This window comes from Kitasatospora sp. NPDC032150 (assembly GCF_055579945.1).
Genome location: NZ_JBVIMH010000017.1, coordinates 68,337 through 94,238, shown reverse-complemented (window position 1 = coordinate 94,238; position 25,902 = coordinate 68,337). Strand labels below are relative to the sequence as shown.

Here is a 25,902-nt window from a genome sequence, read left to right as displayed (position 1 = left end):
CTGTTGCAATGGAATGGGCTGGTGTTGCATTCATTGGCAAGCCCATTGCAAGGAAATCTATGCTGCTACCTGCAAATCTGCGGTGCAAGTGGAGAGTTGATGTTGACGGACCTGTGAATCAACGGGACAGTTCTTTCCGGAACGCGAAACACAACCAAGGGGGAACGCGCCATGAGGATCACCACCCGCGCCACCGTCACCGCCCTGCTCGCCGGGGCCGTGCTCACCGCCACCGCCGCCACGCCGGCGTTCGCCGATCAGGCCGAGCAGGGCGGTCACCCGGGCGTGCAGAAGGTGCTCGACCAGGCCGTCACCGAGGGCGGAGTGCCCGGCGTCGTCGCCGAGGTCCGGGACGGCCACCGCCGGTGGTTCGGCGGCGCGGGCGTCGCCGACACCACCACCGGGCGGGCCCGCCACGCACACGACCGGTTCCGGATCGGCAGCACCACCAAGACCTTCGTGGCCACTGTCGTGCTCCAGCTCGCCGCCGAGGGCCGGCTGAGCCTCGACGACAGCGTCGAGCACTGGCTGCCCGGCACCGTCGACGGCCCCGGCTACGAACCGAACCGGATCACCGTCCGGCAGCTGCTCAACCACACCAGCGGCATCTACAACTACGCGATGGACGAGAAGGTCCTCGAAGAGAACGAGGGTACCGCCTTCCTGCAGCACCGCTTCGACCGCTACACCCCCGAGCAGCTCGTCCGGATCGCCATGGCCCACCGGCGCGACTTCGCCCCCGGCACCGGCTGGACGTACTCCGACACCAACTACGTCCTCGCCGGGATGATCGTCGAACGGGCCACCGGCAGCACCCTCGCCGAGCAGATCGAGCAGCGGATCGTCACTCCGCTCGGTCTGACCGGCACCTACACGCCCGCCCCCGACGACGTCACCATCCACGGGCCGCACGGACGCGCGTACTCCCACCTCTGGGACCTCGACCCGAACGCCCCCGCCTACGACGTCACCGAGCTGAGCCCGTCCTGGGGCTGGGCGTCCGGCGACATGATCTCCACCGCCCCCGACCTCACCACCTTCTTCGCCGCCCTGCTGGGCGGACGGTTGTTGCCGCCCGCCCAGCAGGGGGAGATGTTCACGATGATCCCGACGCCCAAGGACAAGTGGATCGACAACACGACCTACGGCCTGGGCGTCAGCTCGATCAAGCTGGACTGCGGCGCCACCGTCTGGGGCATGGGCGGCGCCATCAACGGCTCGTGGAGCTACACCTACGGCACCCGGGACGGCCGGCACCTGCTCGCCACCAGCGTCAACGGCGACTGGGTGAAGGGCACTGGGCCGATCGCGGTGTTCACCTCCGAGCTGGAGGCGGAGTTCTGCCCCGCCTCGTGACGCGCCGGACAGCAGCTACGAGGCGTCCGGACGCGGTCCGCAACACGCGGTCGTACGCCTGCAGCGCGAGGAAGCCCCCGCCCGCTCAGATCGCGTAGTGCCAAGTGGTGAGCATGTAGGCGCCGTACCAGCAGCCGAACAGCGCCGAGGCGGCCAGGACGAGGGTGCGGGTGGCGGGCCGGGCCTTGGCGAGCGCGGTGGCGGCGGGGATGAGGAAGATCAGGGTGGGGGTGAGCAGGCGGAGCTTGCAGTGGTAGTAGTTGCTCTGCCCGAGGGTGAGCACGATGATCATCGCGCCGTGGACGAGCAGGGGCGGCCAGGTGGTGCGCCGGCAGGCGAGCAGTGCGGCGAGGAGATGGGCGAGCAGGAGCACGGCGACGCTGACCGGTACCCAGCCGTCGCCGGCGCGCAGGGTCTCGGTGAGGAACTGCCACAGTGAGCTGCCCCGGTCCCAGTGGGTTCCCCAGCCGGCTTCCTGGACGGTGAACCAGGCGTCGATCGGGCCGACGCGCTCCGCGACCCACCACAGATAGCCCGGGGTGCTGGTGCAGGCCAGTAGGGTGGCGGCGATGGGGCGCCAGGCGAGCCGCCGCTCGCGGCGCAGCTGGATGAGGGCGGCCAGGGCGAGGGCGGCGATGACGGCGACGCCGACGGGCCGGGTCAGGCCGGTCAGGAAGGCGCAGCAGCCGGCGGTGAGCCAGGCCCGCCGGTGGGCGGCGAGGAGGGTGGCCGCGGCGAGGGCGAGGAACAGGGACTCGCTGTAGGCCATGAAGAACGTGATCGACATGGGCTGGGCGGCGGCGAGCAGAACGATGCCCGCGGTGGCGGTGCGCCGGGTGTACAGCCGGGTCAGGAGTCGGTGCACGATCAACAGTGCGGCGATGGTGGCCAGTTGGGCGGCGACGATCGCCGCGGTGCCCCAGCCGAGGCCGGTCACGGCGTGAACGGCGCGGATCGCCAGCGGGTAGAGCGGGAAGAACGCCAGGTTGTTGCCGGTGAGTTCGCCGTCCGGGGTGTAGGTGAAGCCGTGCGGATAACCCTCGGTGGCTATCTGGGTGTAGAGCCGTCCGTCCCACGCCTGGAGCCGGTCGCTGACCGCGGGCCCGTCCGCGGGGATCATGGCGGACAGCAGTACCAGGTGGAGCACGAGCGCACCCGTGTACACGGTGAGGGCGGGCCAGGCCGCGTACCAGGCCCGCCGCAGCGCGGCGGGTCCCAACGGGGTACGGGCCGGGTCGGCCCTGCGCGGTGCGGCTGGCGGTGCGGCGATGGTCGGTGCCGGGAACCGGCCGGTCAGGCGGACACGGTCGTGCAGGGCCGGACTGGGCATGAACGTCCTGGTTCGTCGGAGGGGTTCGGGGTTGCCGGGGCGGGTCAGCGCGGTGGGATGCCGGCGGTGGGGCTGGTGGTCGGGGGCGGGACGGAGATCGGGGGCAGGCTGGCGGTCGGGGGCGGGCTGGTGGTCGGGGGCGGGATGGAGATCGAGGGCTCATGGGAGGGCGTCGATCCGCCCGGCTGCGTCGGTGTGGCGGAGTGGGACGGAGCGGGAGGACTCGGGCGGGCGCTTGCCTGTGCCGTCGGGGTGGGGCTGGGGAAGGCGGTCCCGGTGGAGGGGGAAGTCCCGGCCGGAGCAGCGGGGTTGACGGTGCGGACGGGATTGCCGCTGGGGGCGAGGGGGAGCGCCAGGGCCGCGGCGGCGGTGCACAGGCAGGCCGCGCCGGCCATGGCGGCGGCCACCCGCCGCCGGTGACGCCTTCTGCCGAAGGCGGCGATCCGCGCCGCGGGGGCGACCTCGGTCCGCGCCGCGGCCTCCGCCGCGGCAGCGCGCAGCAGGGCGGCGACGTGCTCATCACTGGGAGTCATCGGCGTTCTCCTCGGTGTGGGAGGGTTCGCCCAGGTGCTGGGCCAGGGCGGCCCGTGCTCGGGACAGGTGGGCCTTGACGGTGCCGGCGGCCATCCCGGTCTCGGTGGCGATCTGCGCCACGGGCAGGTCGCAGACGTAGAACAGGGCGGCGCACAGGCGTTGCCTTGGCGGGAGCCGCTGCAGGGCGGCGGTCAGGTCGACGGTGTCCGGGGCGGGGCCGGTGACCTGCGGGGCGTCGCCGTGGCGCAGCCAGGCCTGGGCCGCGGTCCGCGCGCGCCGCCAGCGACTGACCGCCAGTCGCCAGGCCACCGTACGGACCCAGGCCTCCGGTGCCGCCTCGCGGTCCAGCCGCCCGCGCCGGCTCCACGCCCGCATGAACGCTTCCTGCACGACGTCCTGGGCCTCGTGCAGGTCACCGGTCATCAGGTACAGCTGGCCGGTGAGCCGGCGGACCGAGTGCGTGTAGAACTCGGTGAACTCCTCCTCGGTCAACGGTCGGCTCCTTGAAAGATCGGCTACTCGAACTCCCTACGTTCGGCAGCGCGGGCCTGGTTGACATGGAGAGACGCAGATCACACCGGGCACGGTGGATGCGGTCGGCTGGGCGCCGCGCGGACCGTCTGAACAGCGGTTGTGTGGCTGCCGTCGAGAGCGGCGACCGGCAGTGGCGGCCGGCGGCTCAGGCCAGGAGGGTGGTCGTGGGTGACCGCGTCGGGCAGGACGGTGGCCATCGGTGTGCACTGGACGGTCTCGGTGAGGGCCTGGATGGAGTTGGCCTCGACGGCGATACGGGGGTTGGGCCGGTGCCGGTCGAAGTGGGCGTCGATGTGGCCGCCGGTGAACGAAGTCACCGTTCAATAAGGAAAGTTGATGGCAAGTCAGCGTGTTCTGGCTCGGGCCCGTCCGGGACGTATCGGATCGACAGGCTCAACAGGCGGTCCCTCGCCGGTCCTCGGGGTCCGGCGAGGGTCGTACGCCTCAGCCCAGGCACTCCCGTACGGCCGCGACGAGCTGCTTTGCCCGGGCGTCACCGTAGCCGATCATCCGGTTGGCGACGTAGCCGAAGCCCACCCCGAACTCGTCGTCCCCGAAGGCGAACTGGCCGCCCGCGCCGTCGTTGCCGAAGCTGCGCGGGCCGAGCATGGGCCGGAACCGGGGTGCGTCCAGCAGGAAGCCCGCACCCCAGCGGGCACCCAGGTCGGGGAAGCCCGACCAGGAGGGGCCGGCCGACAGTTCCCGCAACGCGCCCGTGACGGTGTCCTCCGTGAGCAGCCGGGCCGAGCCGTCGACTCCGGTCGCGGCGGCGGCGTAGAGCGCGGCCAGGCCGTTCGCGGAGGAGACCGCGCCCGCCCCGGGGAACTCGGCGGTGAGCAGCGCGGGGTCGTTCCAGCCGTGGGGCTGGTCGAGGCCGGGGAAGGCGAGTGCGCCGTTCATGGTCACGATGCGCATGACCAGCGTCTCGGGGCCGGGCATCGGTGGACGCCCCTCGGCCTCGGCCAGCCGGGCCAGCCGTCCGAGTTCGTCCTGCGGCAGGCCGATCCAGCTCCGCAGCCCCAGCTCGTCACCGACGGCCTTGCGGAAGTAGGCACCCGGGGTGAGTCCGGTGATCCGCCGGATGAGCTCGCCGATCAGGAAGCCGAAGACGTGCCCGTGGTACTCGTGGGCGGCACCCGGCTCCCACAGCGGCTGCTGCTCCTCTATCGCGTGGACCACCGGGGTCCACTCGGTGATCTCCTCGAAGCTCAGCACGCGGTCCAGTGCGGGGAGGCCGGCGCGGTGCCCGAGCACCATTCGTGGCGTGATCGCCTCCTTGCCGCTCTGCGCGAACTCGGGCCAGTAGCGGGCCACCGGGGCGTCGAGGTCCAGCCGCCCCTGCTGCGCGAGCAGGTGGGCGCAGATGCTGACGAGGCCCTTGGCGCAGGAGAAGACCGGCACGACCGTGTCCTCGGTCCAGGGCCGGCCGTCGCGCTCGTCCGCGATCCCGCCCCACAGGTCGACGACCTTGCGTCCACCGGCGAACACGGTTACGGCCGCGCCGAGTTCACCTTGCTCGGCGAAGTTCCGGGCGAACGCGTCCGCGACCGCCCCGAACCGCTCGTCGGCCCATCCGCTGTACTCCACTGTTCTCTTCCCTCTCCATCGCGCGGTCGCCCGCGCGGGCGACCGCGCGTCAGCTGTGGACCGGGCCACGGTATGCGGCCCGGTCCGCAGGCTCCAGCGAATTTGCGCAGGCAGGGCCCCTCGCGGAACACCGCGAGGGGCCCTGTGTCCGGCTGGGGCCGGTCCGGCGATCAGGACACGCCGTTGCGGCGGTAGGGCAGGTACCGCTGGTCGTTGTGGTAGTAGGGGTACGGGATCACGTGCGAGACGCAGCCCTGGCTGCCGCTGTCCTCGATCGCGATGTACTGGGTGTGGGACGCGTCGGCCCAGCCGCCGAAGATGACGGTGTGGTCGCCCATGATCATCGCGTCGCCCGGCTGCAGGTCGTCCTTGCCGATGCGGTGCGAGATGCTTGACGACATCAGGCCGTAGGTGTCCAGGCCGGGACCGGGCAGGCCCCAGGCACAGGAGACCAGACCCGAGCAGTCCACCCGGTAGCCGTTGGTCTCGGCGCCCTGGCTGTAGCCGAGCTTGTGCTCGGCGCGCTCCAGAGCGCGCTCCACGATGCCGCGGCGGTCGGCGGACAGACCGTCGAGGTTGGGCCGGTCGACGACGCCGGCGCCCTCGCCGTTCTTCGGGTGCAGGTGCGAGTGGCTGTTCGCCGGCCAGTCCTCCCAGCTGCTGGAGCCGTTGATGAAGTGGGTGCTCCAGTCGCCGCGGCTGTGGTCCTTGATCTCACCGCCGTCGTGCAGGCCGCCGGGGCCGCCCGCGTCGCCGGTGCCGCCACCACCGTCGCCGATGTGGCCGCCACCGCCACCGCCACCGCCACCGCCGCCACCGGTGTGGCCGCCACCGCCACCGCCACCGCCGCCACCGGTGTGGCCGCCACCGCCGCCACCGACCCCGTCGGTCCCGGTGTGCGGGGACTTCGGCTTCTCGTGGCTCTCCTGCTTCTTCTTCAGCTCATCCGCGATCTTCTGCTCGGCCTGCTGGTACTGGGAGATCACCTGCTTGATCTTCTGCTCGTCCTCGGCGAGGTCCGAGGTGAGCTTCTTCTTGGCCGCCTCCAGCTGCTCGGCCTTGTCGCTGATGGCCTTGACGCGGTGTGCGACGTCGGCCGCGACCACGATGAAGTTGCCGACGCCGAACGGCGCGCCGGCTGCGACGTCCATCGAGGCCGCCTTCTCGACGGCCGCCTTGATGGCCGCGACCTGCTGGCTCATCTCGGTCATCCGCTGGGTGATCTTCTGGAAGTCACTCTGGATCTTGGCCAGCTCCTGCAGCTGGTATCCGAACTGGTCGCCCACGGGGCGGTACTCCTTCGTGCGGTGTGGATGTGGACGCGGGCGGATCAGAACGCGTCGGCGAGGCCCTTGATCTCCTTGCCCAGATCTCCGAGTTCGTCGGCGACGGTGTTCAGCTCCTTGACCCGACCCTGGGCGTGCGCGACGAAGGCGTCAGCCGCCGCTCCGTGCCAGGTGAGGTGGCCCAGCGCGGTGTTGATCTCCTTGCCGAGCGCCTCCACCTCGTGGCTCATCTCCTCGAGCTGGGCGGCGTACTTGTTCAGTTCGGCGTCAGGGTCGCCGAACATCTTGGTCAGCACCCAGTGCGCGATCTTGGTGGGGGCCCAGAGGACGTCCTCGGCGACGTGCACCGCCGAGCTGCCCAGATCCTTGACGTCGTCCCACAATCCCACAGCCGCTCCCCCATGAGTTCTTCTTACAGGCTGATAGTCGGTCAAAAGGCTAGCCGACCTGGACCGAGCCGGGGATACCGAGGCCACTCAGTTTCCGTGCTGCCCGGCGCTGCGGCGCAGGTAGCCGCCGGCCAGTTCGCGTAGCCGGGCACGGTCGAAGCTGCGCCCGTGGCCCGGGTGGACGACGGACACGTCCAGCTGCCCGAGGAACTCCATGGTGCGCCGGTAGGAGGGCACGTCGGACTCGGGCAGGTCGTCGATGAGGTGTCCGCTGTACACCACGTCTCCGGAGTACAGCACCCCGGTGCGCTCCTCCAGCAGGGCGATGCAGCCGGGCGTGTGACCGGGCAGGTGGAGCACGGTCAGGGTGCGGCGGCCCAGGTCGATCCGGTCGCCGTGCTGGAGCCTGCGGGTCGGGGCTACCGGCTCGACCCGGTACGTCCGGGGGTCGTAGCCGGGGTGCGGCAGGGTCTTGACCAGCAGCTCGGGGATGGTCTCTCCCGCTGCGTCGATGCCGAGCAGCCGGTAGAGCTCGGCGCCGTACAGGCTCGCCGGGACACCCTCCGCCAGCAACGGGGCCGCCGCGGTGTGCGCGGCCCGCTCGCGGAACTCGTGCGCTCCGCCGACGTGGTCCAGGTGTGCGTGGGTGAGGACCGCCAGCGGATCCCGCTCGAACAGTTGCGGGATCTCCCGGCGCAGGGGGACCACGCCGAGGCCGGTGTCCACGACGATGTCACGGTCCGATCCGCGCAACCACCACAGATTCGCGGACAGCAGCGGGTCGACGTGCGGCTCGGTGATGCGGACGACTCCATCGGCTGTCTCGTACCGCTCGTACCAGTTGTCCATGCCGATCGAGTCTGCCGGACGCCGGGAGCCGGCCGGAGGGCCGGTCCGGGGCCGGCCGGAAGTCGCAGGTCGGGCAGCCGGGCCGGCTGGCATACTCCGCGCCATGAACAGTGATCATGGAAGCGGCCCGACCCTGACCGTCGGCGAGCGCGACACCGACCTCAACCAGCGGCTGAGCGAGGGGCTCGACGCCTTCAACGCGGCGGCCACGGGTGTGGCCGAGCAGGGCACGCTCTCGGTCAAGGTCACCGACGAGGCGGGCGAACTGGTCGGCGGGCTGGCCGCGTGGACCTGGGGCGGCCTGTGCGGGGTCTCGTTGCTCTGGGTTCGCGAGGACAGCCGCAAGGACGGCTGGGGTAGCCGGATCCTGCGGGCCGCCGAGGAGGAGGCGCTGCGGCGCGGCTGCGACCGCATGGTGGTGTCCTCCTTCACCTTCCAGGCGCCCGGGTTCTACCAGCGCCACGGCTATGCGGAGACCGGCCGGACCCTGGGCATCCCGGGCGGGCACGAGGACGTGCACTTCTTCAAGTCGCTGAGCAGCCGGCAGGGTTAGCCGGCCGGCTGCGGGAACCGATCGTGCGCCCGGTACCGGCCCGGCGCACGACGGACTCCGCCGGGAGTCGCCTCCGGGGCTGGGGATGGGGGCCGGGGTGCGGCCCGGAACGTCGCACCAAGCCTGACATACCATCCGACGACTCGGCCGAGGGGCGGCTGTGCCCGCGCGTGTCCGGGCCGCCGGGACTCCTCCGTGCCGGATCTGCGACACCGTCGGCGTCAGCGCACCGCGCGACACCCCGACCCGACACCGCCGCACGGTCCCCGCGCACCCTCCGCCAGAGTCCCGAGAGGCCGAACGCATGGCATCGACCGACCAGATCACTCCGTCCGGCGCGGAGGGGAACGGCAGGCTGCGTCGCGAGGTGGGCCTGATCGGTCTGCTGTGGGCCTCGGTCGGCGCGATCATCGGCTCGGGCTGGCTGTTCGGGGCGAAGAACGCCGTGGTGACCGCCGGACCGGCCGCGCTGCTCTCCTGGGGCATCGGCGCGGTGGCCATCGTGCTGCTCGCCCTGGTGCACGCCGAACTCGGCGGGCTGTTCCCGGTGGCCGGCGGCACCGCCCGCTACCCGCACTACGCCTTCGGCGGCTTCGCCGGGATGTCCTTCGGCTGGTTCTCCTGGCTGCAGGCCGCGACGACCGCGCCGATCGAAGTCCAGGCAATGATCAACTATGCCGGGCACTGGAGCTGGGCCCGCGGTTTCCTGCACCCCGACCACACCCTCACCGGTTCGGGCGTCGCGGTCGCGGCGGGCCTGATGGCCCTCTTCGTCGTGATCAACTTCCTCGGCGTCAGGGTCCTCGCCCACACCAACAGCGCGGCCACCTGGTGGAAGGTGGCGATCCCGCTGCTCACCGTCCTGACGCTGGCGCTGACCGGGTTCCACGGTGGAAACCTCGCCATGAGCGGCTTCGCGCCGTACGGGGCCAAGGGCGTACTGGCGGCGATCAGCACCAGCGGGGTGATCTTCGCACTGCTCGGCTTCGAGCAGGCGATCCAGTGGGCCGGGGAGAGCCTGAACCCCCGGCGCGACATCCCGCGGGCCGTGATCGGTTCGGTCGTCCTCGGGACGGTGATCTACATCCTGCTCCAGGTCGTCTTCATCACCTCGCTGCCGCCCGAGACCTTCGCCGGCGGCTGGGCCGGGCTCAACTACCCCGGTATCGTCGGCCCGTTCGCTGGACTCGCCACCCTGCTCGGTCTCGGCTGGCTGACCGTGCTGCTCTACGCCGACGCGATCATCTCCCCCGGCGGCACCGGCCTGATCTACATCACCTCCAGTTCCCGGATCTCCTACGGGCTGAGCCGCAACGGCTACGCCCCGCGGGCACTCCAGCGGACGGACCGGCGCTCGGTGCCCTGGGTCGGCCTGATCGTCGCCTTCGTGGCGGGGGCGCTCTGCTTCCTGCCGTTCCCGAGCTGGCAGCGGCTGGTCAGCTTCATCACCTCGGCGGTGGTGCTGATGTATGCGGGAGCGCCGCTGGCCTTCGGGGTACTGCGCAGGCGGCTGCCGGAGGTCGAGCGCCCGTACCGCCTGCCGGGCGGCGCGGTCGTCTCGCCGTTCGCCTTCGCGGTCGCCGGCCTGGTGATCTACTGGTCCGGCTGGGACACCCTGTGGCGGCTCGGCGTGGCGATCCTGATCGGTTACCTGCTGATGGGCTCGTACGCCTGGTACGCCAACGCCAAGGGCCTGCCGGACGCCCCGCGGATGGACTTCGCCGCGGGCCGCTGGCTGCCGGTCTACCTGGTCGGGATGGGCCTGATCTCCTGGCAGGGCACCTTCGGCGCCGGGGCCGCCGGCAACCTGCCGCTGTGGTGGGACATCCTGGTGGTGGTCCTCTTCTCGCTGGCCGTCTACTACTGGGCGCTGCGGTGCGCGCTGTCCGCCGAGGCGATCGAGCGCAACATCCACGGCGTCCCGGTGACGGACGAGGGCGGGCGCTGAACCGCCGTCAGCGTGCAGCCGGCTCGGGCCGACGTGGTCGTCACCGCCTACGTCGACGACCCGTGCAGAGCCGACTCGGCTGCCTTCCGGACGAGTTGGGGCACCGGATCCGCACGGCCCGCAGATCAGGCTGGGCGGTACCCGGCCGCCGCGCGGACCAGCCGTTCGGCCAACTCCGGTGCGCCCGCCCAGTGCAGATGCAGGTACGAGGCGTGCACCGAGCCGGCGGTGAAGCCCTCCGTGCGCGGCCCGTCCGGACCGCGCCAGCCCCAGGCGGGCTGCGGGCCCGAGCCGGGCTCGCAGACGGTGCGGTGGAACTCGTGCCCGCGGACCCGCAGGCCCGCCGGGGCGAGCACGCTCTCGCGGACGGCCACCGCCTCGCGGTAGCCGAGGGTGAGCCGTTCGGTCATCCGGGCGGTGGTGTCGAGCACGCCGCACATCGGCTTCCCGTCCAACTCCCGGCCCAGGTACAGCAGTCCGGCGCACTCGGCGGCCACCGGCGCACCGGAGGCGGCCAACGCGGCGATCGAGGTGCGCAGCGCCGCGTTCTCGCTGAGCTCGGTGACATACAGCTCCGGGAACCCGCCGCCGATCACCAGGCCGGCCGTGCCGTCCGGCAGTCCGGCATCGTGCAGCGGGTCGAACGGGACGACCTCCGCCCCGGCGGCCGCCAGCAGCTCCGCGTTCTCCGCGTACGAGAAGGAGAACGCCGCACCCGAGGCGAGCGCGATCCTCGGCCGCCCGGGGACCACCGAGACCTCCTCGGAGGCCGACCACGGGTCGGCGTCCAGCGGCGGCGCGCTGCGCGCGAGCGCCACCAGTGCGTCCAGATCGACCGAGGCGGCGACCAGTTCACCCATGTCGCCGACCGCCCGCAGGGCCTCCGCGGAGCGTTCGACCGCCGGGATCAGGCCCAGGTGCCGTGACGGCGTCGCCACGCCGGCCGTCCGCCGCACCGAGCCCAGCACCGGGACGCCCGAACCCTCCTCCAGAGCCTCGCGGAGCAGCAGTTCGTGCCGGTCGGAGGCGACCCGGTTGAGGATCACCCCGGCCAGCCGGACCTCCGGGTCCCAGGAGGCGAAGCCGTGCACCAGCGCGGCCACCGACCGGGACTGCGAGGAGGCGTCCACCACCAGCACCACCGGAGCCCGCAGCAGCTTGGCCACGTGCGCGGTGGACGCCAGCTCCCCACGGCCGGCCGCCCCGTCGAACAGCCCCATCACGCCCTCGACCACCGCGATGTCCGCCCCGGCCGCGCCGTGCAGGAACAGCGGCGCGATCCGCTCCGGGCCGCACAGGTACGCGTCCAGATTGCGCCCGGGCCGCCCGGCGGCCAGCGAGTGGTACCCGGGGTCGATGTAGTCCGGGCCGACCTTGTGCGGGGAGACCGTGAGCCCCCGGGCGGAGAGCGCGGCCATCAGCCCGGTGGCGACGGTGGTCTTGCCCGCGCCCGAGGACGGCGCGGCGATGACGAGACGGGGGATGTTCACGTGCCTACGACTACCACTCGATCCCGCGCTGGCCCTTGCGGCCGGCGTCCATGGGGTGCTTCACCTTGGTCATCTCGGTCACCAGGTCGGCGAAGGAGGTCAGCTCCTCGGGCGCGTAGCGGCCGGTGATCACCACGTGCTGGCTGCCGGGGCGCTCCCTCAGCGCCTCCAGCACCTCGGCCACGTCGATCCAGCCCCAGTGCATGGGGTAGGTGAACTCGTCCAGCACGTAGAAGCGGTAGCGCTCGGCGGCCAGGTCGCGCTTGACCTGCTCCCAGCCCTCCTTGGCCGCCTCCTCGCTGGACATCGTCATCTCGGTGGACCGCTGCAGCCAGGACCAGCCCTCGCCCATCTTGTGCCAGTCCACCGTGCCGCCCTGGCCGGAGGCGCCGAGCACGCGCAGCGCGTTCTCCTCGCCGACCTTCCACTTGGCGGACTTCACGAACTGGAACACCCCGATGGACCAGCCCTGGTTCCAGGCCCGCAGCGCCATCCCGAAGGCGGCGGTGGACTTGCCCTTGCCGGGGCCGGTGTGCACGGCGGTGATCGGCAGGGTGCGACGCTGACGGGTCGTCAGGCCGTCGTCGGGAACGGACTCGGGAGTGCCCTTCGGCATGGCTCAGGCTGCCTTTCGATCGTAGGAGGCGGTGCGGTGTGCGTGGACCAGTGCGGCGACGCCGTCGGCCCGCAGCTCGTCCAAGGTCACCGCGGAGGCGCACAGTTGGGCGGCGAGGGTACGGGCGAGCCCCAGGCGCACCGGGCCGGACTCGCAGTCCAGCACCACGCTCGCCACGCCCTGCCCGGCCAGCAGTCCGGCCGCCCGCCCGGCCTGGGCCAGCGCGTCCCGCCCGCCGGTGGCCCGGCCGTCGGTGACCACCATCAGCAGCGGACGGCGGTGCGGGTCGCGCATCCGCTCCACCCGCAGCACCTCGTGCGCGCGCAGCAGCCCGGCCGCGAGCGGCGTACGGCCGCCGGTCGGCAGCTGCTCCAGCCGGGCGGCGCCGACCTCCACCGAGGAGGTGGGTGGCAGTGCCAACTCGGCGGCCGAACCCCGGAAGGTGATCATGCCGATCTTGTCGCGGCGCTGGTAGGCGTCCATCAGCAGCGACATCACCGCGCCCTTGACCGCCGTCATCCGCTGCCGCGCGGCCATCGACCCGGAGGCGTCCACCACGAACAGCACCAGGTTGGACTCCCGGCCCTGGCGCACCTGTTCGCGGAAGTCGTCCCGGTGCAGCACCAGGGCGCGCGAGTCGCGGCCCCGCGCCAGCTGGTGCGGGGCGGCGGCGCGCAGCGTGGCGCTCAGGTGCAGCCGGTGCAGCGCGCCCTGCGGGCGGCGCGCCCGGACGGTGTGCCCGCCGTCGGTCTCGGCGGGGGAGCGGCGGCCCTGGGCGCCCTTCCCGGTGCCGGGCACCTTGAACAGCCTGGTCCGGTACGGGTCCCCGGCGGCGGCCACCGGCGCCTTGGCGCCGCCGCCCGTGTCCTGCGGCGGGACGCCCGCCTTCGGGGCGGGTTCGCTCTGCGCGGCGGCGGCGCCGTCGGGGGCGTCACCCGGTGCGGGAGCTCCACCGCCGCCGCCGGGGCCGCCGTCGCCCGGCCCGTCGCCGTCGCCGTCGGGGTCCTGGTCGGAGGCCTGGCCGGGGTCCTCGTCGGGGCCGGACGGCTCCGAGTGCTCCGCGAGCGTCCGGTCCAACTGCTCCTCGTCCAGCCCGGGCGCGTCGAAGGGGTTGCGCCGGCGCCGGTGCGGCAGGGCCAGCCGCGCGGCCCGGCGGACGTCCTCCTCCGCCACCTCGGTGCGCCCGTCCCAGGCCGCCAGTGCGACCGCCGTCCGGGCCATCACGATGTCCGCCCGCAGGCCGTCCACCTCGAACGCCGCGCACACGGCGGTGATTTGACGTAGTGCCAGATCAGTGAGCACCACCTTCGGCAGCAACTCCCGTGCCGCGGTGATCCGTTCGGCCAGCGCCCGCTCGTCGTCCGCGTACCGCGTGGCGAAGCCCGCCGGGTCGGCGTCGTACGCGAGTCGCCGCCGGACCACCTCGGCCCGCTCGTCCGGGTCGCGGGTGGCGGCGATCTCGACCGTGAGGCCGAAGCGGTCGAGCAGCTGTGGACGCAGCTCGCCCTCCTCCGGGTTCATCGTCCCGACCAGCAGGAACCGGGCCGCGTGCCGCACCGATACGCCCTCGCGCTCCACGTAGGAGCGGCCCATCGCGGCGGCGTCCAGCAGCAGGTCGACCACGTGGTCCTGCAGCAGGTTGACCTCGTCGATGTAGAGCACGCCCCGGTGCGCCTTGGCCAGCAGTCCCGGCTCGTACGCCTTGACGCCCTCGGCCAGCGCCCGTTCCAGGTCGAGCGAGCCGACGATCCGGTCCTCGGAGACGCCGACCGGCAGCTCGACGAGGTGCGCCGGGCGCTGCTCGGCGGGCTGCGGGGCGTGCGGGCCGTCCGGGCACTGCGGATCGGCCGCCGCGGGGTCGCAGGCGAACCGGCAGTCGGGCACGGTCGCGATCGACGGCAGCAGGCCGGCCAGCGCGCGCACCATGGTCGACTTGGCGGTCCCCTTCTCGCCGCGCACCAGCACCCCGCCCACCGCCGGGGAGACGGCGTTGAGCAGCAGCCCGAGCCGCAGGTCGGCCATGCCGACGATCGCGGTGAACGGGTACGGGAGGTCACTCATCAGCTCTCAGCTCTCCATCAGTCGCGGTGCACCGGGCGGAAGGAACGGCAGTCCGTCCGGTACCCCGCCCTCGATCAGCTTCCACAGCGCATCGGTGTCGGCGTGCTCCTCGATCAGGTCGCCGAGCCGGTCGAGCCTGGCCTCCCGGGCCGCCGCGAACGAGGTGTCCGGCGCGGGGACGAACTCCCGCCCGGACAACTCGGCGATCCGGTGCAGCAGTCGGCGGCGGAAGGCGTCGTTCTCCAGCACGCCGTGCCAGGTGGTGCCCCAGACCGGGCCGAGGCGGCAGCCGTCCAGGCCGTGTCCGCGGCCGTCGGTGACGAAGGCCTCGCCGCCCTCGACCGACACCACACCGTGGTGGATCTCGTAGCCCTCGACCCGCTCGCCGAGCGCCTCGCCGACCGGCCGGGCCAGCACCTTCTCGGCACCGAAGACCACCCGGGTCGGCAGCAGGCCGAGCCCGGCGACCTCGCCGGCCCTGGACTCCACCCCGTCCACGATCACTTGCCCGAGCATCTGGTAGCCGCCGCAGATCCCGAGCACCGGCAGCCCGGCGGCCACCCGCGCCTTCAGCGCGGGCTCCAGGCCGCGCTCGCGCAGCCAGGCCAGGTCGGCGACGGTGGCCCGGGTGCCGGGCAGCACCACCAGGTCGGCGTCGGCGAGCTCCTCGGGCCGGGTCGCCCAGCGGACCAGCACGCCGGGCTCCTGCGCCAGCGCGTCCACGTCGGTGAAGTTGGAGAGCCTCGGGAAGCGCACCACCGCCACCCGCAGGACGTCCCGGCCGACCGGCCCGCTCGCCTCCGCCCGGTCCACCACCGTGGTCAGGTCGAGCGAGTCCTCGGCGTCCAGCCACAGCCCGGAGAGCATCGGCAGGGTGCCGAGCACCGGGCGGCCCGTCAGCTGGCGCAGCATCTCCAGACCGGGTGCCAGCAGCCGGGCGTCGCCCCGGAACTTGTTGACGAACCAGCCCGCGACATGCCGTTGGTCCTCGGCCGAGAGCAGCGCCAGCGTGCCGTACATCGCGGCGAAGACCCCGCCCCGGTCGATGTCCCCGACCACCACCACCGGCAGTCCGGCGGCCGTGGCCAGCCCCATGTTGGCGATGTCCCGGTCCCGCAGATTGATCTCGGCCGGCGAGCCCGCGCCCTCGCAGACCACCACCTCGTACCGGCTGCGCAGATCGGCCAGGCACTCCAGGGCCCGCTCCAGCAGTACGGGCTTGCGCTCGCGGTAGTCCAGCGCGCCCACCTCGGCGACCGGCCTGCCGAGCAGCACCACCTGACTACGGCCGTCGCCGCCGGGCTTCAGCAGCACGGGGTTCATCGCCGCCTCCGGCTCGATGCGGGCGGCCTGCGCCTGCATCGCCTGGGCGCGGCCGATCTCGGCACCGTCGGCGGTGACGAAGGAGTTGAGCGACATGTTCTGCGCCTTGAACGGCGCCACCCGCACGCCCTGCCGGGCCAGCCAGCGGCAGATGCCCGCCGTGACCACGCTCTTGCCCGCGTCCGAGGTCGTCCCGGCGACCAGCAGTGCCCCGCTCATGCTCCTCCACTCCGCTCAACAGTCTCATCCGGGCCGGTCGTTCCCACTCCGCCGCTCACGACCGACCCCGCCGCCAGGTCCACAGCGCCCGCCCGGTCACGGTGACCGCCAGCGCCAACGCCCCGACCCGTCGGGAGAGCTGACACGCGCGCTCGATGTCCGCCACTTCAACCGGCCGCAACTCCCCACCGAGCACCGGCCGGTGCTCCACCCGCTCGCCGTAGCGCAGCGTCCCGCCCAGCCGCACCCCGAGCGCCCCGGCGAAGGCCGACTCGGCCTGCCCGGCATTGGGGCTCGGGTGCGCGGAGCCGTCCCGGCGCCAGACCCGCCAGGCGGTCCGCGGCTCGGGCGCGGCGGCCACCGCGAGCAGGGCGGTCAGCCGGGCACCGGGCCAGCCGGCCACGTCGTCCAGCCGGGCCGAGGCCCAGCCGAAGCGCAGATGGCGCGGCGAGCGGTGACCGACCATCGCGTCCAGCGTGTTGACGGCCCGGAAGGCGAGCAGCCCCGGCGTACCGGCCAGCGCACCCCAGGCCAGCGCGTTGACCACGGCGTCGGCGGTGTTCTCGGCCACCGACTCGACGACGGCGCGGGCGATCTGCTGCTCGTCCAGCGTGCTGGGGTCGCGGCCGCACAGGTGCGGCAGCCGCTCCCGGGCGGCGGCCAGATCGCCGGCCCGCAGCGAGTGGCCGATGGTCCTGGCCTCCCGGGTGAGCGAGGTACCGCCGAGCACCGTCCAGGTCGCGGCGGCGGCCAGCGCCGCCCGCCCGTACCGGCTGCGCCCGAGCGCCCGCTCGGCGAGGTGCGCCCCGGCCGCGACCGAACCGACGCACACGGCGGTGTACCCGGCGCCCGCCGCCCGCCGGTCGCGCCAGAGCGCGCGCTCCAGCCGCCCGGCGGCGGCACCGAAGACGGCTACCGGATGCCCGCGGCGGGGGTCGGCGAGGACGGCGTCGGCCAGGTAGCCGGCGACACTGCCCAGGGCGAAGGCGGCGGCGCGGTTCAGGCGGGGCACGGTGCGGACACGGCGGCGGAGGCGGACCGGAGGGCGGGCACGGCCCGGTCGAACGGCGGCCGAACAGCGGCCAGGGCAGCCTGCATCGCGTGCGTGTCCTCACTCAGGGTCCGCGCCCTGGATCGACGTACCGGGGGAGAGAGTCTCCTGGCTCCCGGGTCGGACACGCCCTCGGGCCTCCCAGCAGCCGGACGACCGGACCGCCGTGACCATGAGTCGAGCGTGCTCCCCGGTGACAGTGGCGGGACCGCGCCGGATTCGCACCGGCTTCCTCTGCATGCCTCCGTTTGGCTGAAAGATCCCACCACGGTCCGCGACCGGGAGTCAACAGACCGCGCGGAGGGCTTGATCACAGCCGCCTCGGCCGTCCAGCGCCCACCGCGCGGCACGCCGCACGGGGTGGCGTCGGCTCCGCGGAGCGCCCGGCTGCCCGCCCCCGCGAAGGCCCGGCCCGCCGTCCGCACGGACGGACTACGCCCCGGTGGCAGGCCAGCCGTGCGGAGAGTGGACTGGAAGGTACCGTCCACGAAGCTCACACCGGGGAGCGCCATGCGTTGGGGAACCGCCGCCGCCGTGGCGGCCACCGCAGTAGGAGCCGGAGCGGCCGTCATCCTGATCGGCCGAAGGGTGTCCGAGCGCACGGTCCGTCCGCAGCCCGGGAAGCCGGGCCAGGCGGCCACACTGCGGGTGCACGAGATCGCCGCCGGACACGTCACCCTCACCCGGGCCCCTCAGACCGTACGCGCGGGCCGGTACGCGTTGGAGTGGGCCGGCGGCGGCCACGCGGTGGTCGGCGGGGTGCTGCGCACCGACATCCAGACCGTCACCCGCCGGCTGGAGCGTGCCGACAGCGGCACCCTCGACGTCGGCACCGAGGTCGAGCTGACCCCCCGGGTCTACCTCGGTGACCCGGCCACCGCCCTCGGCCTCGACTTCACCGAGACCGCCGCCCAGGGCGACCTCGGAATGCTGCCCGCCTGGTACGTCCACGCCATGCGCGGCACCTGGGTGATCCTGGTGCACGGCCCGGGCGCCGACCGCACCCAGGCGCTCCCGGTGCTCCCGGTGCTGAACTCGCTGAAACTGCCGACGCTGACCGTGACCTACCGGGGCGACGCCGGCACCCCGCACTCACCGGACGGACTCGGCCACTTCGGCGAGACCGAGTGGCGGGACGTCGAGGCGGCCGTAAGGCTCGCCCTGGAGAGCGGCGCGGGACGGGTCGTGCTGTACGGCTGGTCGTTGGGCGCCACGATGTGCCTGCTGACCGCCGCCAGGTCCACCCGGCGGGAGTCGGTCGCCGGGCTGGTGCTGGACTCCCCGATCCTCGACTGGCAGGAGAGCGTCCGCCGGGAGAGCGTCCGCGCCGGCATCCCGGGTGCCCTCGCCGAGCTCGGCGCCCTGGCCGCCGAAGGCCGCACCAAGGTGGATCCGGCGGCCCTCGCCCGCCTCGCGGACGGTACCGACCTGTACCTCCCGACCCTGCTGCTGGGCAGCCAGGTTGACGGCATCGCACCGATCGAGGCCGCCCGCCGGCTGGCGCACCGCCGCCGGGACCTGGTGAGCCTGCACGAGGTGCCGGACGCGGAGCACGCCCAGCTCTGGAACGCCGACTCGGACGGCTACGCCGAGGTGCTGAGGCGCTGGCTCACTCCGCTACTCTGATAATCCGGTGACTCTCCGTAGATATTCAATCACACTGGCTGGAAGTATCGGGGTCCGTTTCCGGCTCGGATCTGACGGATGATCGATCGATTTGTTGGGTGCACGACAGTCAGAACAAGCCAACCATTCGAATGTCAAGCCCGGTTTGCGGGTTGTTGCCCGATCTCTTCCACCTCTTCACACCGGGCGGCCGAAGACGCGCCGAACCCGATGTGACAGAAGGCCGGTGCACGGGGAAGACTGCACGGCGTGACGTCTCGGAACCCGCGCGACCGTGATGCCCCGCTCCAGCCGACGATCGGTGCCGGTGCGACGGTGACCCGTCTGCCCGGTACGGCCCGCCGCGCCGACGGCGCGTTCCCCGGCCACCCCGCCGGAGCTCGCCGCCGCGCCCCGGCACCCAAGCCGGGGCGCGGGAGAGTCCCGGTGCCCGACGGTTTCCCCGCTCCGGCCGAGCTCGCCCCGCTGGCCCGCCGGATGCTCGCGGACGCCGTACGGATCGCGCGCTGGGCCGGTGAGCTCGACAAGGTCGACCGCCGGGGCGAGCTGCTCCCCGAGGACGCCCGGGACGCCGGACGCGCCCTGGCGATGACGGTCGGCGCCGCGGCCAAGGCCTGGGGCCAGGCCCTGCTGGTGGGCCTGGTCGAGCCGCGCGAGGGCGGCGCCGGGCCGGGCTGGCGGCTGCACGCCTGGGAGCACGACGACGAGGCCGTGATCCGGGGCTGGTCCGCACTGTTCGACTCCTGGACGCTGGTCGCGCCCGTTCCGCCCGCCGCGATGCGCGGGGTCTTCGCCGTGCTCGCCGGGCAGGCCGTCGACCACGCGCCGCAGCTGCTGTCCTTCCTGCACCTGGTGGACGGCCCGGTCTCCGACAGCGAGCTGCTGGAGCTGCTCCGCCGGGGCCTGGACGAGCGCCGCCACGGCGCCGGGACGGGCACCCTGGCGCTCTCCCCGGTCCCGCACGCGGCCTCGGCCGTCTCCGCCGTCCGCGGCACCTGCCGCGAGCCGCAGGTGGACTCCCCGCCGGCCGCCCCCTCCGACGTCGCCGCCGTCCTCGACTGGATGCTGGACGGCCTCGCCGCCGTCGGCGCCCTGGTCCGCCGGGACGAGGCCGCGGAGCTCTCGCCGCTCGGGCACTGGGCCGTGCGCGCCAAGCTGGAGGAGATCTGCACGGTCGCCCAGACGGCCGCCGGGCACATCGAGCAGAGCGCCCTGGAGCTGCTGGACGCCTGCGCCAACTACTCCCCGGGCCCGGCCCGCGCCGAGTACCGGGCCTGGGTCGCCGCCCGTCCGGTGGACCGCGCGGTCGCCGAGCTGCTGGACGCCGCCCGGGGCGAGGACGCGCTGCTGCGCGGGCTCGCCTTCGAGGCGCTCCGGGTCGCCGGGGGCACCGCCGAGCAGGGCGTCCGGGCCGCCGTGGACGAGCCGGTGCTGCGGCCCTACGCGCTGCTCTGGCTGGCCGAGCAGTCGGACGAGGGGGTCTCCCCGGCCGATGTGCTCGGGGCGGTGGACGCCGCCTGGCTCTGGGTGGACACGGCCGCCGCCGTACTGGACCACGGGGAGACCGAGCTGCTGGTCGGCCATGTGGAGGGCGCTTCGGCGGGCGAGCCGGTGCGACTGTTCAACCGGGCCCGCCAGTCCGGCCACCCCCGCGCGGCCTCGGTCCTCACGGCCGTCGCGGGTGTCCATCCCGACCCCGCCGTCGTCCGCGCGGCCCGCCGCTCCGCCTTCAGCGTGCACCGCGGCGGCGCCTAGCCGTTCCGGGCGGCAGAGCGCCGGGTCCCGGGGTGGGACGGCCCGGCCCTCCGGGCAGCGGACGCTCGCGCCCCGGATTCCGTGGGAGGGCCCTCTGACCGGTCCCCCGAGAACACCGGAAGGGGCCCGGATCCTGTTCAAGGATCCGGGCCCCTTCCGGTGTTCAGGGTGGGCCTCAGCAGCCCCGCGACTCCGCGCGGCGGGCACGCACGTCGCCCACCTTCTGCCCCACCTTGCGGCGGATGACCAGCAGCGGAGCCATCGCCGCCAGCGTGATCTGCGCGATCGCCCCGATGTGCATCAGCGTGTCACCGCCGGGCAGACCGGCCGCCCAGGCCGCCAGGCAGCCGATGGAGACCACGATCCAGCAGAGCGTCGCGGTGGCGAGCAGCCCCTGCGGCTTCGGGTACTCGATCCGGCTCACCATCAGGTACGCCACACCGAGGATCATCAGCAGCCCGAGCAGCAGCGGCGGCTCAAGCAGCACGATGGCGATCACCGTCATCGCGCCCATCGGGCAGGGCATGCCCTGGAAGATCCCGGGCCGCATCTTGACGGCCGAGAACCGGGCCAGCCGAAGCACCACCGCGAGCAGTACGGTCACCGCGATGAACGCCGAGAGCTGCTGGTTGCTGTCCGGCGAGACGATGCCCCAGACCGCGACGAAGTAGGCCGGCGCGATGCCGAAGCTGATCAGGTCGGCCAGGTTGTCGAGCTCCGCGCCGAGTGCCGAGGAGCGCAGTTTGCGGGCGACCAGGCCGTCGAACAGGTCGCACATCGAGCCGATCAACAGCAGCGTCACCGCGGTGGCGGCGCTGTGCCGGTTCGGCATCGAGTCGCCCATCAGGTGCGGCATCAGCACCCCGGTGGTGATCGAGTAGATCGCCATGAAGCCGCAGACGGCGTTGCCGAGGGTCAGGAAGTCGGCGGTGGAGAGGTGCTGCGGCGAGCGGGGGGCGCGCAGCTCGCGGTCGCGCGCCCAGCGGCGGCGGTGCAGGCTGGTCTCCTCCTCGTCACTCAGGCCGACGAGAGTCTCAGGATCAGTCACGGTCAAGGCGCGTCACCCCGGCAGTGGTCTTCTGGCCGACTTCTACGCCGACCTCGACGCCGGCCGGCAGGTAGGTGTCTACGCGAGAGCCGAAGCGGATCAGGCCGACCCGCTCGCCCTGCTCGACCTTGGTACCGGCGTCCACGTACGGCACGATGCGGCGGGCCACGGCCCCCGCGATCTGCACCATCTCGATGTCGCCGAGCTCGGTGTCGAAGTGCCAGACGACCCGCTCGTTGCGGTCGCTGTCCTTGTTGAACGCCGGGACGAAGCCGCCGGCGACGTGCTCCACCGACGTCACCGTGCCGGGCATCGGGGCGCGGTTGACGTGGACATTGAGCGGGCTCATGAAGATCGCGACCCGGGTGCGGCCGTCCGGCCAGGCGTCGATGCTCTGCACCACACCGTCGGCCGGGGAGATCACTCTGCCGGTGCCGATCTCGCGCTCCGGGTCGCGGAAGAACCACAGCATGCCCGCGCCGAGCGCGCAGGCCGGTACCGCTGCCAGGGCCCACTTGCCGTTCCGCCGGGTGAGGGCGGTGGTGAGGGCGGCAGTGGCCAGGGTCGGGACGAACCAGGGGGTGGCACCGCGCGCGATCGTCACGCAGGGACGCCGACCGTCCGCCGGGGCGTCGAAGGCGCCGGTCGGAGCGGAGGTGTGAGGGGACGGGCTGATGGGCATCGAAGACCTTAGTCGCGGGGGATCATGGCCGCTGGACGGGGGCCACCGCGGGGATCGGTTGAGATGGGGACGGCTACTGTCCCGGTGGATGCTATCGGGACCAGGCGGTAGGTGGGCAAGCCGCCTGCGTGTTCAGGAGTCCGGTGCGGCGCCGATCTGTGCCTGCTATGTGTACGACCGTAGCTCGGTACGACGCGGTTCCCCAAGGGGCTGAACGCGGCGCGTGACCCATGTCTCAGTTCGGGTGAGAGCGGTGGAGCGGGTCCTCGGCTGACTGCCGGTCAGGCCGCGTCCCCGCCCCTCGGGTGGGGCTCGACGGGGCGCTGGGCGCGCCCTGGGAGCCTTCCTGGGTGTCTTGAGGCGTGCAGATGTGCCGTAGGGCGCGCACTTGTGGGTGCGCGCCCTACGGCCTTCCCCGGACCGCCGTACCGCCCCGATGGCTGACCAGGCCCGGGGACCACGCGGTACGGCGGAGCCCGGAGGCGGGCCCGCACGCCCGCCTCCCGGCCTTCGAATGGCTCTGTTGCCCGGTGCTCCCCGTGCCCGGGATCGGCGCGGCCGACTCCGGCGTGGCCGGAAATCGGCCGGTGGGGTCACCGGCGTGCCGCTCGGCTCACTCCGCGATGCGGTACTCCTCGAGCAGGCGGCGCCCCACGATCATCTTCTGGATCTCCGCAGTACCTTCACCGATCAGCAGCATCGGGGCCTCGCGGTAGAGGCGCTCGATCTCGTACTCCTTGGAGAATCCGTAGCCGCCGTGGATCCGGAAGGCGTCCTCGACGACCTCCTTGCAGTACTCGGAGGCGAGGTACTTCGCCATGCCGGCTTCCAGGTCGTTGCGCTCGCCGCTGTCCTTCTTGCGGGCGGCCATCACCATCATCTGGTGCGCGGCCTCGACCTTGGTGGCCATCTCGGCCAGCTTGAACTGGATCGCCTGGTGCTCGGCGATCTTCTTGCCGAAGGTGGAGCGCTGCTGGGCGTAGGAGATGCCCAGCTCGAAGGCGCGGCGGGCGACGCCGCAGCCACGGGCCGCGACGTTGACCCGGCCGACCTCGACGCCGTCCATCATCTGGTAGAAGCCCTTGCCCGGGACCCCGCCGAGGATCCGGTCGGCGGGGATCCGGACGTCCTGGAGCACCAGCTCGGTGGTGTCGACGCCCTTGTAGCCCATCTTCTCGATCTTCCCAGGCACGGTGAGGCCGGGGACCGTCGGGTTGGGCCCGAAGCCGGGCGTCTTCTCGATCAGGAAGGTGGTCATGTTCTTGTACGGCGTCGAGCCGCCCTCGTCCGTCCGGCACAGGACCGCGACCAGGGTGGAGGTGCCGCCGTTGGTCAGCCACATCTTCTGGCCGTTGAGGACGTAGAAGTCTCCGTCCTTGACGCCCTTGGTGGTGATCGCCGCCACGTCGGAGCCGAGGCCGGGCTCGGACATCGAGAAGGCGCCGCGGATCTCGCCGGCCGCCATCCTGGGCAGGAAGTACTCCTTCTGCTCCTGGGTGCCGTGCGCGTTGATCATGTGCGCGACGATGAAGTGCGTGTTGACGATGCCGGAGACCGACATCCAGCCGCGGGCGATCTCCTCGACCACCAGGGCGTAGGTCAGCAGCGACTCGCCGAGGCCGCCGAACTCTTCGGGGATGGTCAGGCCGAACAGGCCGAGCTGCTTCATCCCCTCCACGATCGCGGTCGGGTACTCGTCCTTGTGCTCCAGGTCGGTGGCGACCGGGATGATCTCCTTGTCGACAAAGTCCCGCACGGTGGCGAGGATGTCCCGCTGGATCTCGGTGAGGCCGTCGGTCTGTGCGAGGCGTCCCATCGTGCGACTCCGTATATAGAGAGAGGAAGAGAGAGGTGTCAGAGGTCTCGCCGCGCGCAGTGCGTCCCGAGCGGCGGTGTGGGTGAGGGGGTGTACGGGGACCCTGCCGGCGTGGCTGCGGCAGCAGGGCCCCCGTGTCCGGGTGGGGGTCGGCCGATGACGGCGGCCTCCCCGACCGGGGCCTTGGGAGGTCCGGGGGACCTCAGGAGAGCGGAGTGGGACGGCCGGGCTGCTCCCCGCCGCGCTCCTTGGTGTACGTCTCGGTCGGCACCATCACCTTGCGGCGGAAGATGCAGACGACCGTGCCGTCCTGCTTGTAGCCCTTGGTCTCGACGTGGACGATGCCCCGGTCGTCCTTGGACTTGGACGGCCACTTGTCGAGCACCGTCGTCTCGCCGTAGATCGTGTCGCCGTGGAAGGTCGGCGCGATGTGGCGCAGCGACTCGATCTCCAGGTTGGCGATGGCCTTGCCGGAGACGTCCGGGACGGACATGCCGAGCAGCAGGGAGTAGATGTAGTTGCCCACCACGACGTTCTTGCCGAAGTCCGTCGTCTTCTCCGCATAGTTGGCGTCCATGTGGAGCGGGTGGTGGTTCATGGTGAGCAGGCAGAAGAGGTGGTCGTCGTACTCGGTGACCGTCTTGCCGGGCCAGTGCTTGTAGACCGCGCCGACCTCGAACTCTTCGTAGGTGCGTCCGAACTGCATGAGGTGTGTCCTAGGTGAGATGACGGGGGTTGCGAGCGAGCCGAAGGGCGCGCCGGTGCCGGAGCGGGGCCCCTCGTGCGAGGGTGGGCAAGGAGGGCGAGTGTCGGCGCCGGCTCAGAGCGCCCGGAGGCGAGCCGAGCCTGAAAATCAGGACTGCGGGGGCTCGAACTTGGAGGTGCGCTGGAGCCCGGCGGCGCGGCCCTTGCCCGCGATGACCAGGGCCATCTTGCGGCTGGCCTCGTCGATCATCTCGTCGCCGAGCATCGCGGAGCCCTTGGCGCCGCCGGCCTCCGAGGTGCACCACTCGTAGGCGTCCAGGATCAGCTCGGCGTGGTCGTAGTCCTCCTGGCTGGGGGAGAAGACCTCGTTGGCGATGGCGACCTGGTCCGGGTGGAGCACCCACTTGCCGTCGAAGCCCAGCGCGGCGGCGCGGCCGGCCACCTCGCGGTAGCCGTCGGGGTTGCGGATCTGCAGGAAGGGACCGTCGATGGCCTGCAGGTCGTTGGCGCGGGCGGCCATCAGGATGCGCATCAGGATGTAGTGGTAGGCGTCCGCCGGGTAGCCGGGGGGCTGCTGGCCGACCACCAGGGTCTTCATGTTGATCGAGGCCATGAAGTCGGCCGGGCCGAAGATGATGGTCTCCAGGCGCGGCGAGGCGGCAGCGATCTCGTCGACGTTGACCAGGCCCTTGGCGTTCTCGATCTGCGCCTCGATGCCGATCCGGCCGACCTCGAAGCCCATGGTCTTCTCGATCTGGGTGAGCAGCAGGTCGAGCGCCTTGACCTGGGTGGCGTCCTGGACCTTGGGCAGCATGATGCAGTCGAGGTTCGGGCCGGCGCCCTCGACGACCGTGATGACGTCCCGGTACGTCCAGTGGGTGGTCCAGTCGTTGACCCGGACGACGCGGGTCTTGCCGCCCCAGTCGCCGTTGTTGAGGGCGTCCACGATGTTGTGGCGGGCGCTCTCCTTGACGAGCGGGGCGCAGGCGTCCTCCAGGTCGAGGAAGACCTGGTCGGCGGCCAGACCCTGAGCCTTCTCCAGGAAGCGCGGGTTGCTGCCGGGAACGGCCAGGCAGGAGCGGCGGGGCCGCAGGCGGTTGACGGCGGCGGGCGACGGCTGTGCGGTCATGTGCGGGTGGTTCCT

At 72.5% G+C, this 25,902-nt stretch carries 23 protein-coding genes and 1 riboswitch; of the genes, 5 read left to right on the top strand and 18 right to left on the bottom strand.

Translation table 11 applies throughout. The features are described 5' to 3' along the window. Nucleotides 1-171 precede the first annotated feature (171 nt). A complete protein-coding gene (locus ACZ5ON_RS21060; RefSeq protein ID WP_465594625.1) occupies nt 172-1,356 on the top strand; it encodes a serine hydrolase domain-containing protein in 1,185 nt (394 codons plus the stop codon). Between the two features lie 85 nt (nt 1,357-1,441). Here ACZ5ON_RS21060 and ACZ5ON_RS21055 read toward each other — a convergent pair whose 3' ends face one another. From ACZ5ON_RS21055 to ACZ5ON_RS21020, 8 genes are all read right to left on the bottom strand, one after another. Then, complete coding sequence (locus tag ACZ5ON_RS21055) at nt 1,442-2,686, bottom strand: hypothetical protein (RefSeq protein WP_465594622.1); 1,245 nt, start codon at nt 2,684-2,686, stop codon at nt 1,442-1,444. 44 nt (nt 2,687-2,730) lie between these two features. After that, nucleotides 2,731-3,219 (bottom strand): hypothetical protein, encoded by a 489-nt coding sequence (locus ACZ5ON_RS21050; protein ID WP_465594619.1) that lies wholly within the window; start codon nt 3,217-3,219, stop codon nt 2,731-2,733. Then, the gene (locus ACZ5ON_RS21045) at nt 3,206-3,712 is read right to left on the bottom strand and encodes a SigE family RNA polymerase sigma factor (RefSeq protein WP_465594616.1); all 507 of its coding nucleotides are present in this window, start codon (nt 3,710-3,712) and stop codon (nt 3,206-3,208) included. The genes ACZ5ON_RS21050 and ACZ5ON_RS21045 overlap by 14 nt, the downstream gene beginning before the upstream one ends. Nucleotides 3,713-3,792: 80 nt before the next feature. After that, nucleotides 3,793-4,071 carry a hypothetical protein gene (locus ACZ5ON_RS21040; protein WP_465594613.1) on the bottom strand — a complete coding sequence of 93 codons (279 nt, stop codon included), beginning with the start codon at nt 4,069-4,071 and terminating at the stop codon, nt 3,793-3,795. 127 nt (nt 4,072-4,198) lie between these two features. Next, nucleotides 4,199-5,341: a serine hydrolase domain-containing protein gene (locus ACZ5ON_RS21035; protein ID WP_465594610.1), complete on the bottom strand. Its 1,143-nt coding sequence runs from the start codon at nt 5,339-5,341 to the stop codon at nt 4,199-4,201. A gap of 170 nt (nt 5,342-5,511) precedes the next feature. Further along, nucleotides 5,512-6,627: an NlpC/P60 family protein gene (locus ACZ5ON_RS21030; RefSeq protein WP_465594608.1), complete on the bottom strand. Its 1,116-nt coding sequence runs from the start codon at nt 6,625-6,627 to the stop codon at nt 5,512-5,514. 44 nt (nt 6,628-6,671) lie between these two features. After that, complete coding sequence (locus tag ACZ5ON_RS21025; RefSeq protein ID WP_465594605.1) at nt 6,672-7,016, bottom strand: WXG100 family type VII secretion target; 345 nt, start codon at nt 7,014-7,016, stop codon at nt 6,672-6,674. 87 nt (nt 7,017-7,103) lie between these two features. Beyond that, nucleotides 7,104-7,865, bottom strand: coding sequence for an MBL fold metallo-hydrolase (locus ACZ5ON_RS21020; protein ID WP_465594602.1), 762 nt, complete (start codon nt 7,863-7,865; stop codon nt 7,104-7,106). Nucleotides 7,866-7,968: 103 nt separating this feature from the next. On the opposite strand from ACZ5ON_RS21020, the gene ACZ5ON_RS21015 reads away from it, so the two are divergent. After that, nucleotides 7,969-8,418: a GNAT family N-acetyltransferase gene (locus ACZ5ON_RS21015; protein WP_465594599.1), complete on the top strand. Its 450-nt coding sequence runs from the start codon at nt 7,969-7,971 to the stop codon at nt 8,416-8,418. 304 nt (nt 8,419-8,722) lie between these two features. Next, on the top strand, nt 8,723-10,366 hold the full coding sequence (locus ACZ5ON_RS21010; protein ID WP_465594596.1) for an APC family permease: 1,644 nt from the start codon (nt 8,723-8,725) through the stop codon (nt 10,364-10,366). A gap of 125 nt (nt 10,367-10,491) precedes the next feature. On the opposite strand, the gene ACZ5ON_RS21005 is transcribed toward ACZ5ON_RS21010, so the two are convergent. The 5 genes from ACZ5ON_RS21005 to ACZ5ON_RS20985 are packed head-to-tail and all read right to left on the bottom strand — an operon-like array spanning nt 10,492 to nt 17,087. Continuing rightward, nucleotides 10,492-11,856, bottom strand: coding sequence for a cobyrinate a,c-diamide synthase (locus tag ACZ5ON_RS21005; protein WP_465594594.1), 1,365 nt, complete (start codon nt 11,854-11,856; stop codon nt 10,492-10,494). Between the two features lie 10 nt (nt 11,857-11,866). Next, nucleotides 11,867-12,472 carry a cob(I)yrinic acid a,c-diamide adenosyltransferase gene (cobO, locus tag ACZ5ON_RS21000; protein WP_465594591.1) on the bottom strand — a complete coding sequence of 202 codons (606 nt, stop codon included), beginning with the start codon at nt 12,470-12,472 and terminating at the stop codon, nt 11,867-11,869. 3 nt (nt 12,473-12,475) lie between these two features. Then, a complete protein-coding gene (locus ACZ5ON_RS20995; protein ID WP_465594588.1) occupies nt 12,476-14,533 on the bottom strand; it encodes a putative cobaltochelatase in 2,058 nt (685 codons plus the stop codon). Between the two features lie 6 nt (nt 14,534-14,539). Then, nucleotides 14,540-16,075, bottom strand: coding sequence for a cobyric acid synthase (locus tag ACZ5ON_RS20990; RefSeq protein ID WP_465594585.1), 1,536 nt, complete (start codon nt 16,073-16,075; stop codon nt 14,540-14,542). Between the two features lie 55 nt (nt 16,076-16,130). Beyond that, nucleotides 16,131-17,087, bottom strand: a complete 957-nt coding sequence (locus ACZ5ON_RS20985) for a cobalamin biosynthesis protein (protein ID WP_465594582.1) — start codon at nt 17,085-17,087, stop codon at nt 16,131-16,133. Between the two features lie 120 nt (nt 17,088-17,207). Then, a riboswitch (cobalamin riboswitch) is annotated at nt 17,208-17,407 on the bottom strand. 229 nt (nt 17,408-17,636) lie between these two features. Here ACZ5ON_RS20985 and ACZ5ON_RS20980 point away from each other — a divergent pair. Further along, nucleotides 17,637-18,752: an alpha/beta hydrolase family protein gene (locus tag ACZ5ON_RS20980; RefSeq protein ID WP_465594579.1), complete on the top strand. Its 1,116-nt coding sequence runs from the start codon at nt 17,637-17,639 to the stop codon at nt 18,750-18,752. Nucleotides 18,753-19,001: 249 nt separating this feature from the next. Beyond that, a complete protein-coding gene (locus ACZ5ON_RS20975; RefSeq protein ID WP_465594576.1) occupies nt 19,002-20,507 on the top strand; it encodes a hypothetical protein in 1,506 nt (501 codons plus the stop codon). 175 nt (nt 20,508-20,682) lie between these two features. Here ACZ5ON_RS20975 and ACZ5ON_RS20970 read toward each other — a convergent pair whose 3' ends face one another. The 5 genes from ACZ5ON_RS20970 to ACZ5ON_RS20950 form a co-directional block, all read right to left on the bottom strand. Next, nucleotides 20,683-21,561, bottom strand: coding sequence for a CDP-alcohol phosphatidyltransferase family protein (locus ACZ5ON_RS20970; RefSeq protein ID WP_425557550.1), 879 nt, complete (start codon nt 21,559-21,561; stop codon nt 20,683-20,685). Further along, nucleotides 21,548-22,237 (bottom strand): phosphatidylserine decarboxylase, encoded by a 690-nt coding sequence (locus tag ACZ5ON_RS20965; protein WP_465594573.1) that lies wholly within the window; start codon nt 22,235-22,237, stop codon nt 21,548-21,550. The genes ACZ5ON_RS20970 and ACZ5ON_RS20965 overlap by 14 nt, the downstream gene beginning before the upstream one ends. A gap of 613 nt (nt 22,238-22,850) precedes the next feature. Then, entirely contained in the window at nt 22,851-24,053 is a 1,203-nt protein-coding gene (locus ACZ5ON_RS20960; protein WP_465594570.1) for an acyl-CoA dehydrogenase family protein, read from the bottom strand. A 202-nt stretch (nt 24,054-24,255) separates the two neighbouring features. Further along, on the bottom strand, nt 24,256-24,759 hold the full coding sequence (locus ACZ5ON_RS20955; RefSeq protein WP_465594567.1) for a MaoC family dehydratase: 504 nt from the start codon (nt 24,757-24,759) through the stop codon (nt 24,256-24,258). A gap of 147 nt (nt 24,760-24,906) precedes the next feature. Beyond that, nucleotides 24,907-25,887: an HpcH/HpaI aldolase/citrate lyase family protein gene (locus tag ACZ5ON_RS20950; RefSeq protein ID WP_465594564.1), complete on the bottom strand. Its 981-nt coding sequence runs from the start codon at nt 25,885-25,887 to the stop codon at nt 24,907-24,909. Between the last annotated feature and the right edge of the window lie 15 nt (nt 25,888-25,902).

What these genes read in the sequence shown, in the direction of transcription:
- ACZ5ON_RS21060 (WP_465594625.1), top strand. Translation starts at nt 172, where the DNA reads ATGAGGATCACCACCCGCGCCACCGTCACCGCCCTGCTCGCCGGGGCC.
- ACZ5ON_RS21055 (WP_465594622.1), bottom strand. Translation starts at nt 2,686, where the DNA reads ATGCCCAGTCCGGCCCTGCACGACCGTGTCCGCCTGACCGGCCGGTTC.
- ACZ5ON_RS21050 (WP_465594619.1), bottom strand. Translation starts at nt 3,219, where the DNA reads ATGACTCCCAGTGATGAGCACGTCGCCGCCCTGCTGCGCGCTGCCGCG.
- ACZ5ON_RS21020 (WP_465594602.1), bottom strand. Translation starts at nt 7,865, where the DNA reads ATGGACAACTGGTACGAGCGGTACGAGACAGCCGATGGAGTCGTCCGC.
- ACZ5ON_RS21015 (WP_465594599.1), top strand. Translation starts at nt 7,969, where the DNA reads ATGAACAGTGATCATGGAAGCGGCCCGACCCTGACCGTCGGCGAGCGC.
- ACZ5ON_RS21010 (WP_465594596.1), top strand. Translation starts at nt 8,723, where the DNA reads ATGGCATCGACCGACCAGATCACTCCGTCCGGCGCGGAGGGGAACGGC.
- cobO (WP_465594591.1), bottom strand. Translation starts at nt 12,472, where the DNA reads ATGCCGAAGGGCACTCCCGAGTCCGTTCCCGACGACGGCCTGACGACC.
- ACZ5ON_RS20995 (WP_465594588.1), bottom strand. Translation starts at nt 14,533, where the DNA reads ATGAGTGACCTCCCGTACCCGTTCACCGCGATCGTCGGCATGGCCGAC.
- ACZ5ON_RS20990 (WP_465594585.1), bottom strand. Translation starts at nt 16,075, where the DNA reads ATGAGCGGGGCACTGCTGGTCGCCGGGACGACCTCGGACGCGGGCAAG.
- ACZ5ON_RS20980 (WP_465594579.1), top strand. Translation starts at nt 17,637, where the DNA reads ATGCGTTGGGGAACCGCCGCCGCCGTGGCGGCCACCGCAGTAGGAGCC.
- ACZ5ON_RS20965 (WP_465594573.1), bottom strand. Translation starts at nt 22,237, where the DNA reads ATGCCCATCAGCCCGTCCCCTCACACCTCCGCTCCGACCGGCGCCTTC.
- ACZ5ON_RS20960 (WP_465594570.1), bottom strand. Translation starts at nt 24,053, where the DNA reads ATGGGACGCCTCGCACAGACCGACGGCCTCACCGAGATCCAGCGGGAC.
- ACZ5ON_RS20955 (WP_465594567.1), bottom strand. Translation starts at nt 24,759, where the DNA reads ATGCAGTTCGGACGCACCTACGAAGAGTTCGAGGTCGGCGCGGTCTAC.
- ACZ5ON_RS20950 (WP_465594564.1), bottom strand. Translation starts at nt 25,887, where the DNA reads ATGACCGCACAGCCGTCGCCCGCCGCCGTCAACCGCCTGCGGCCCCGC.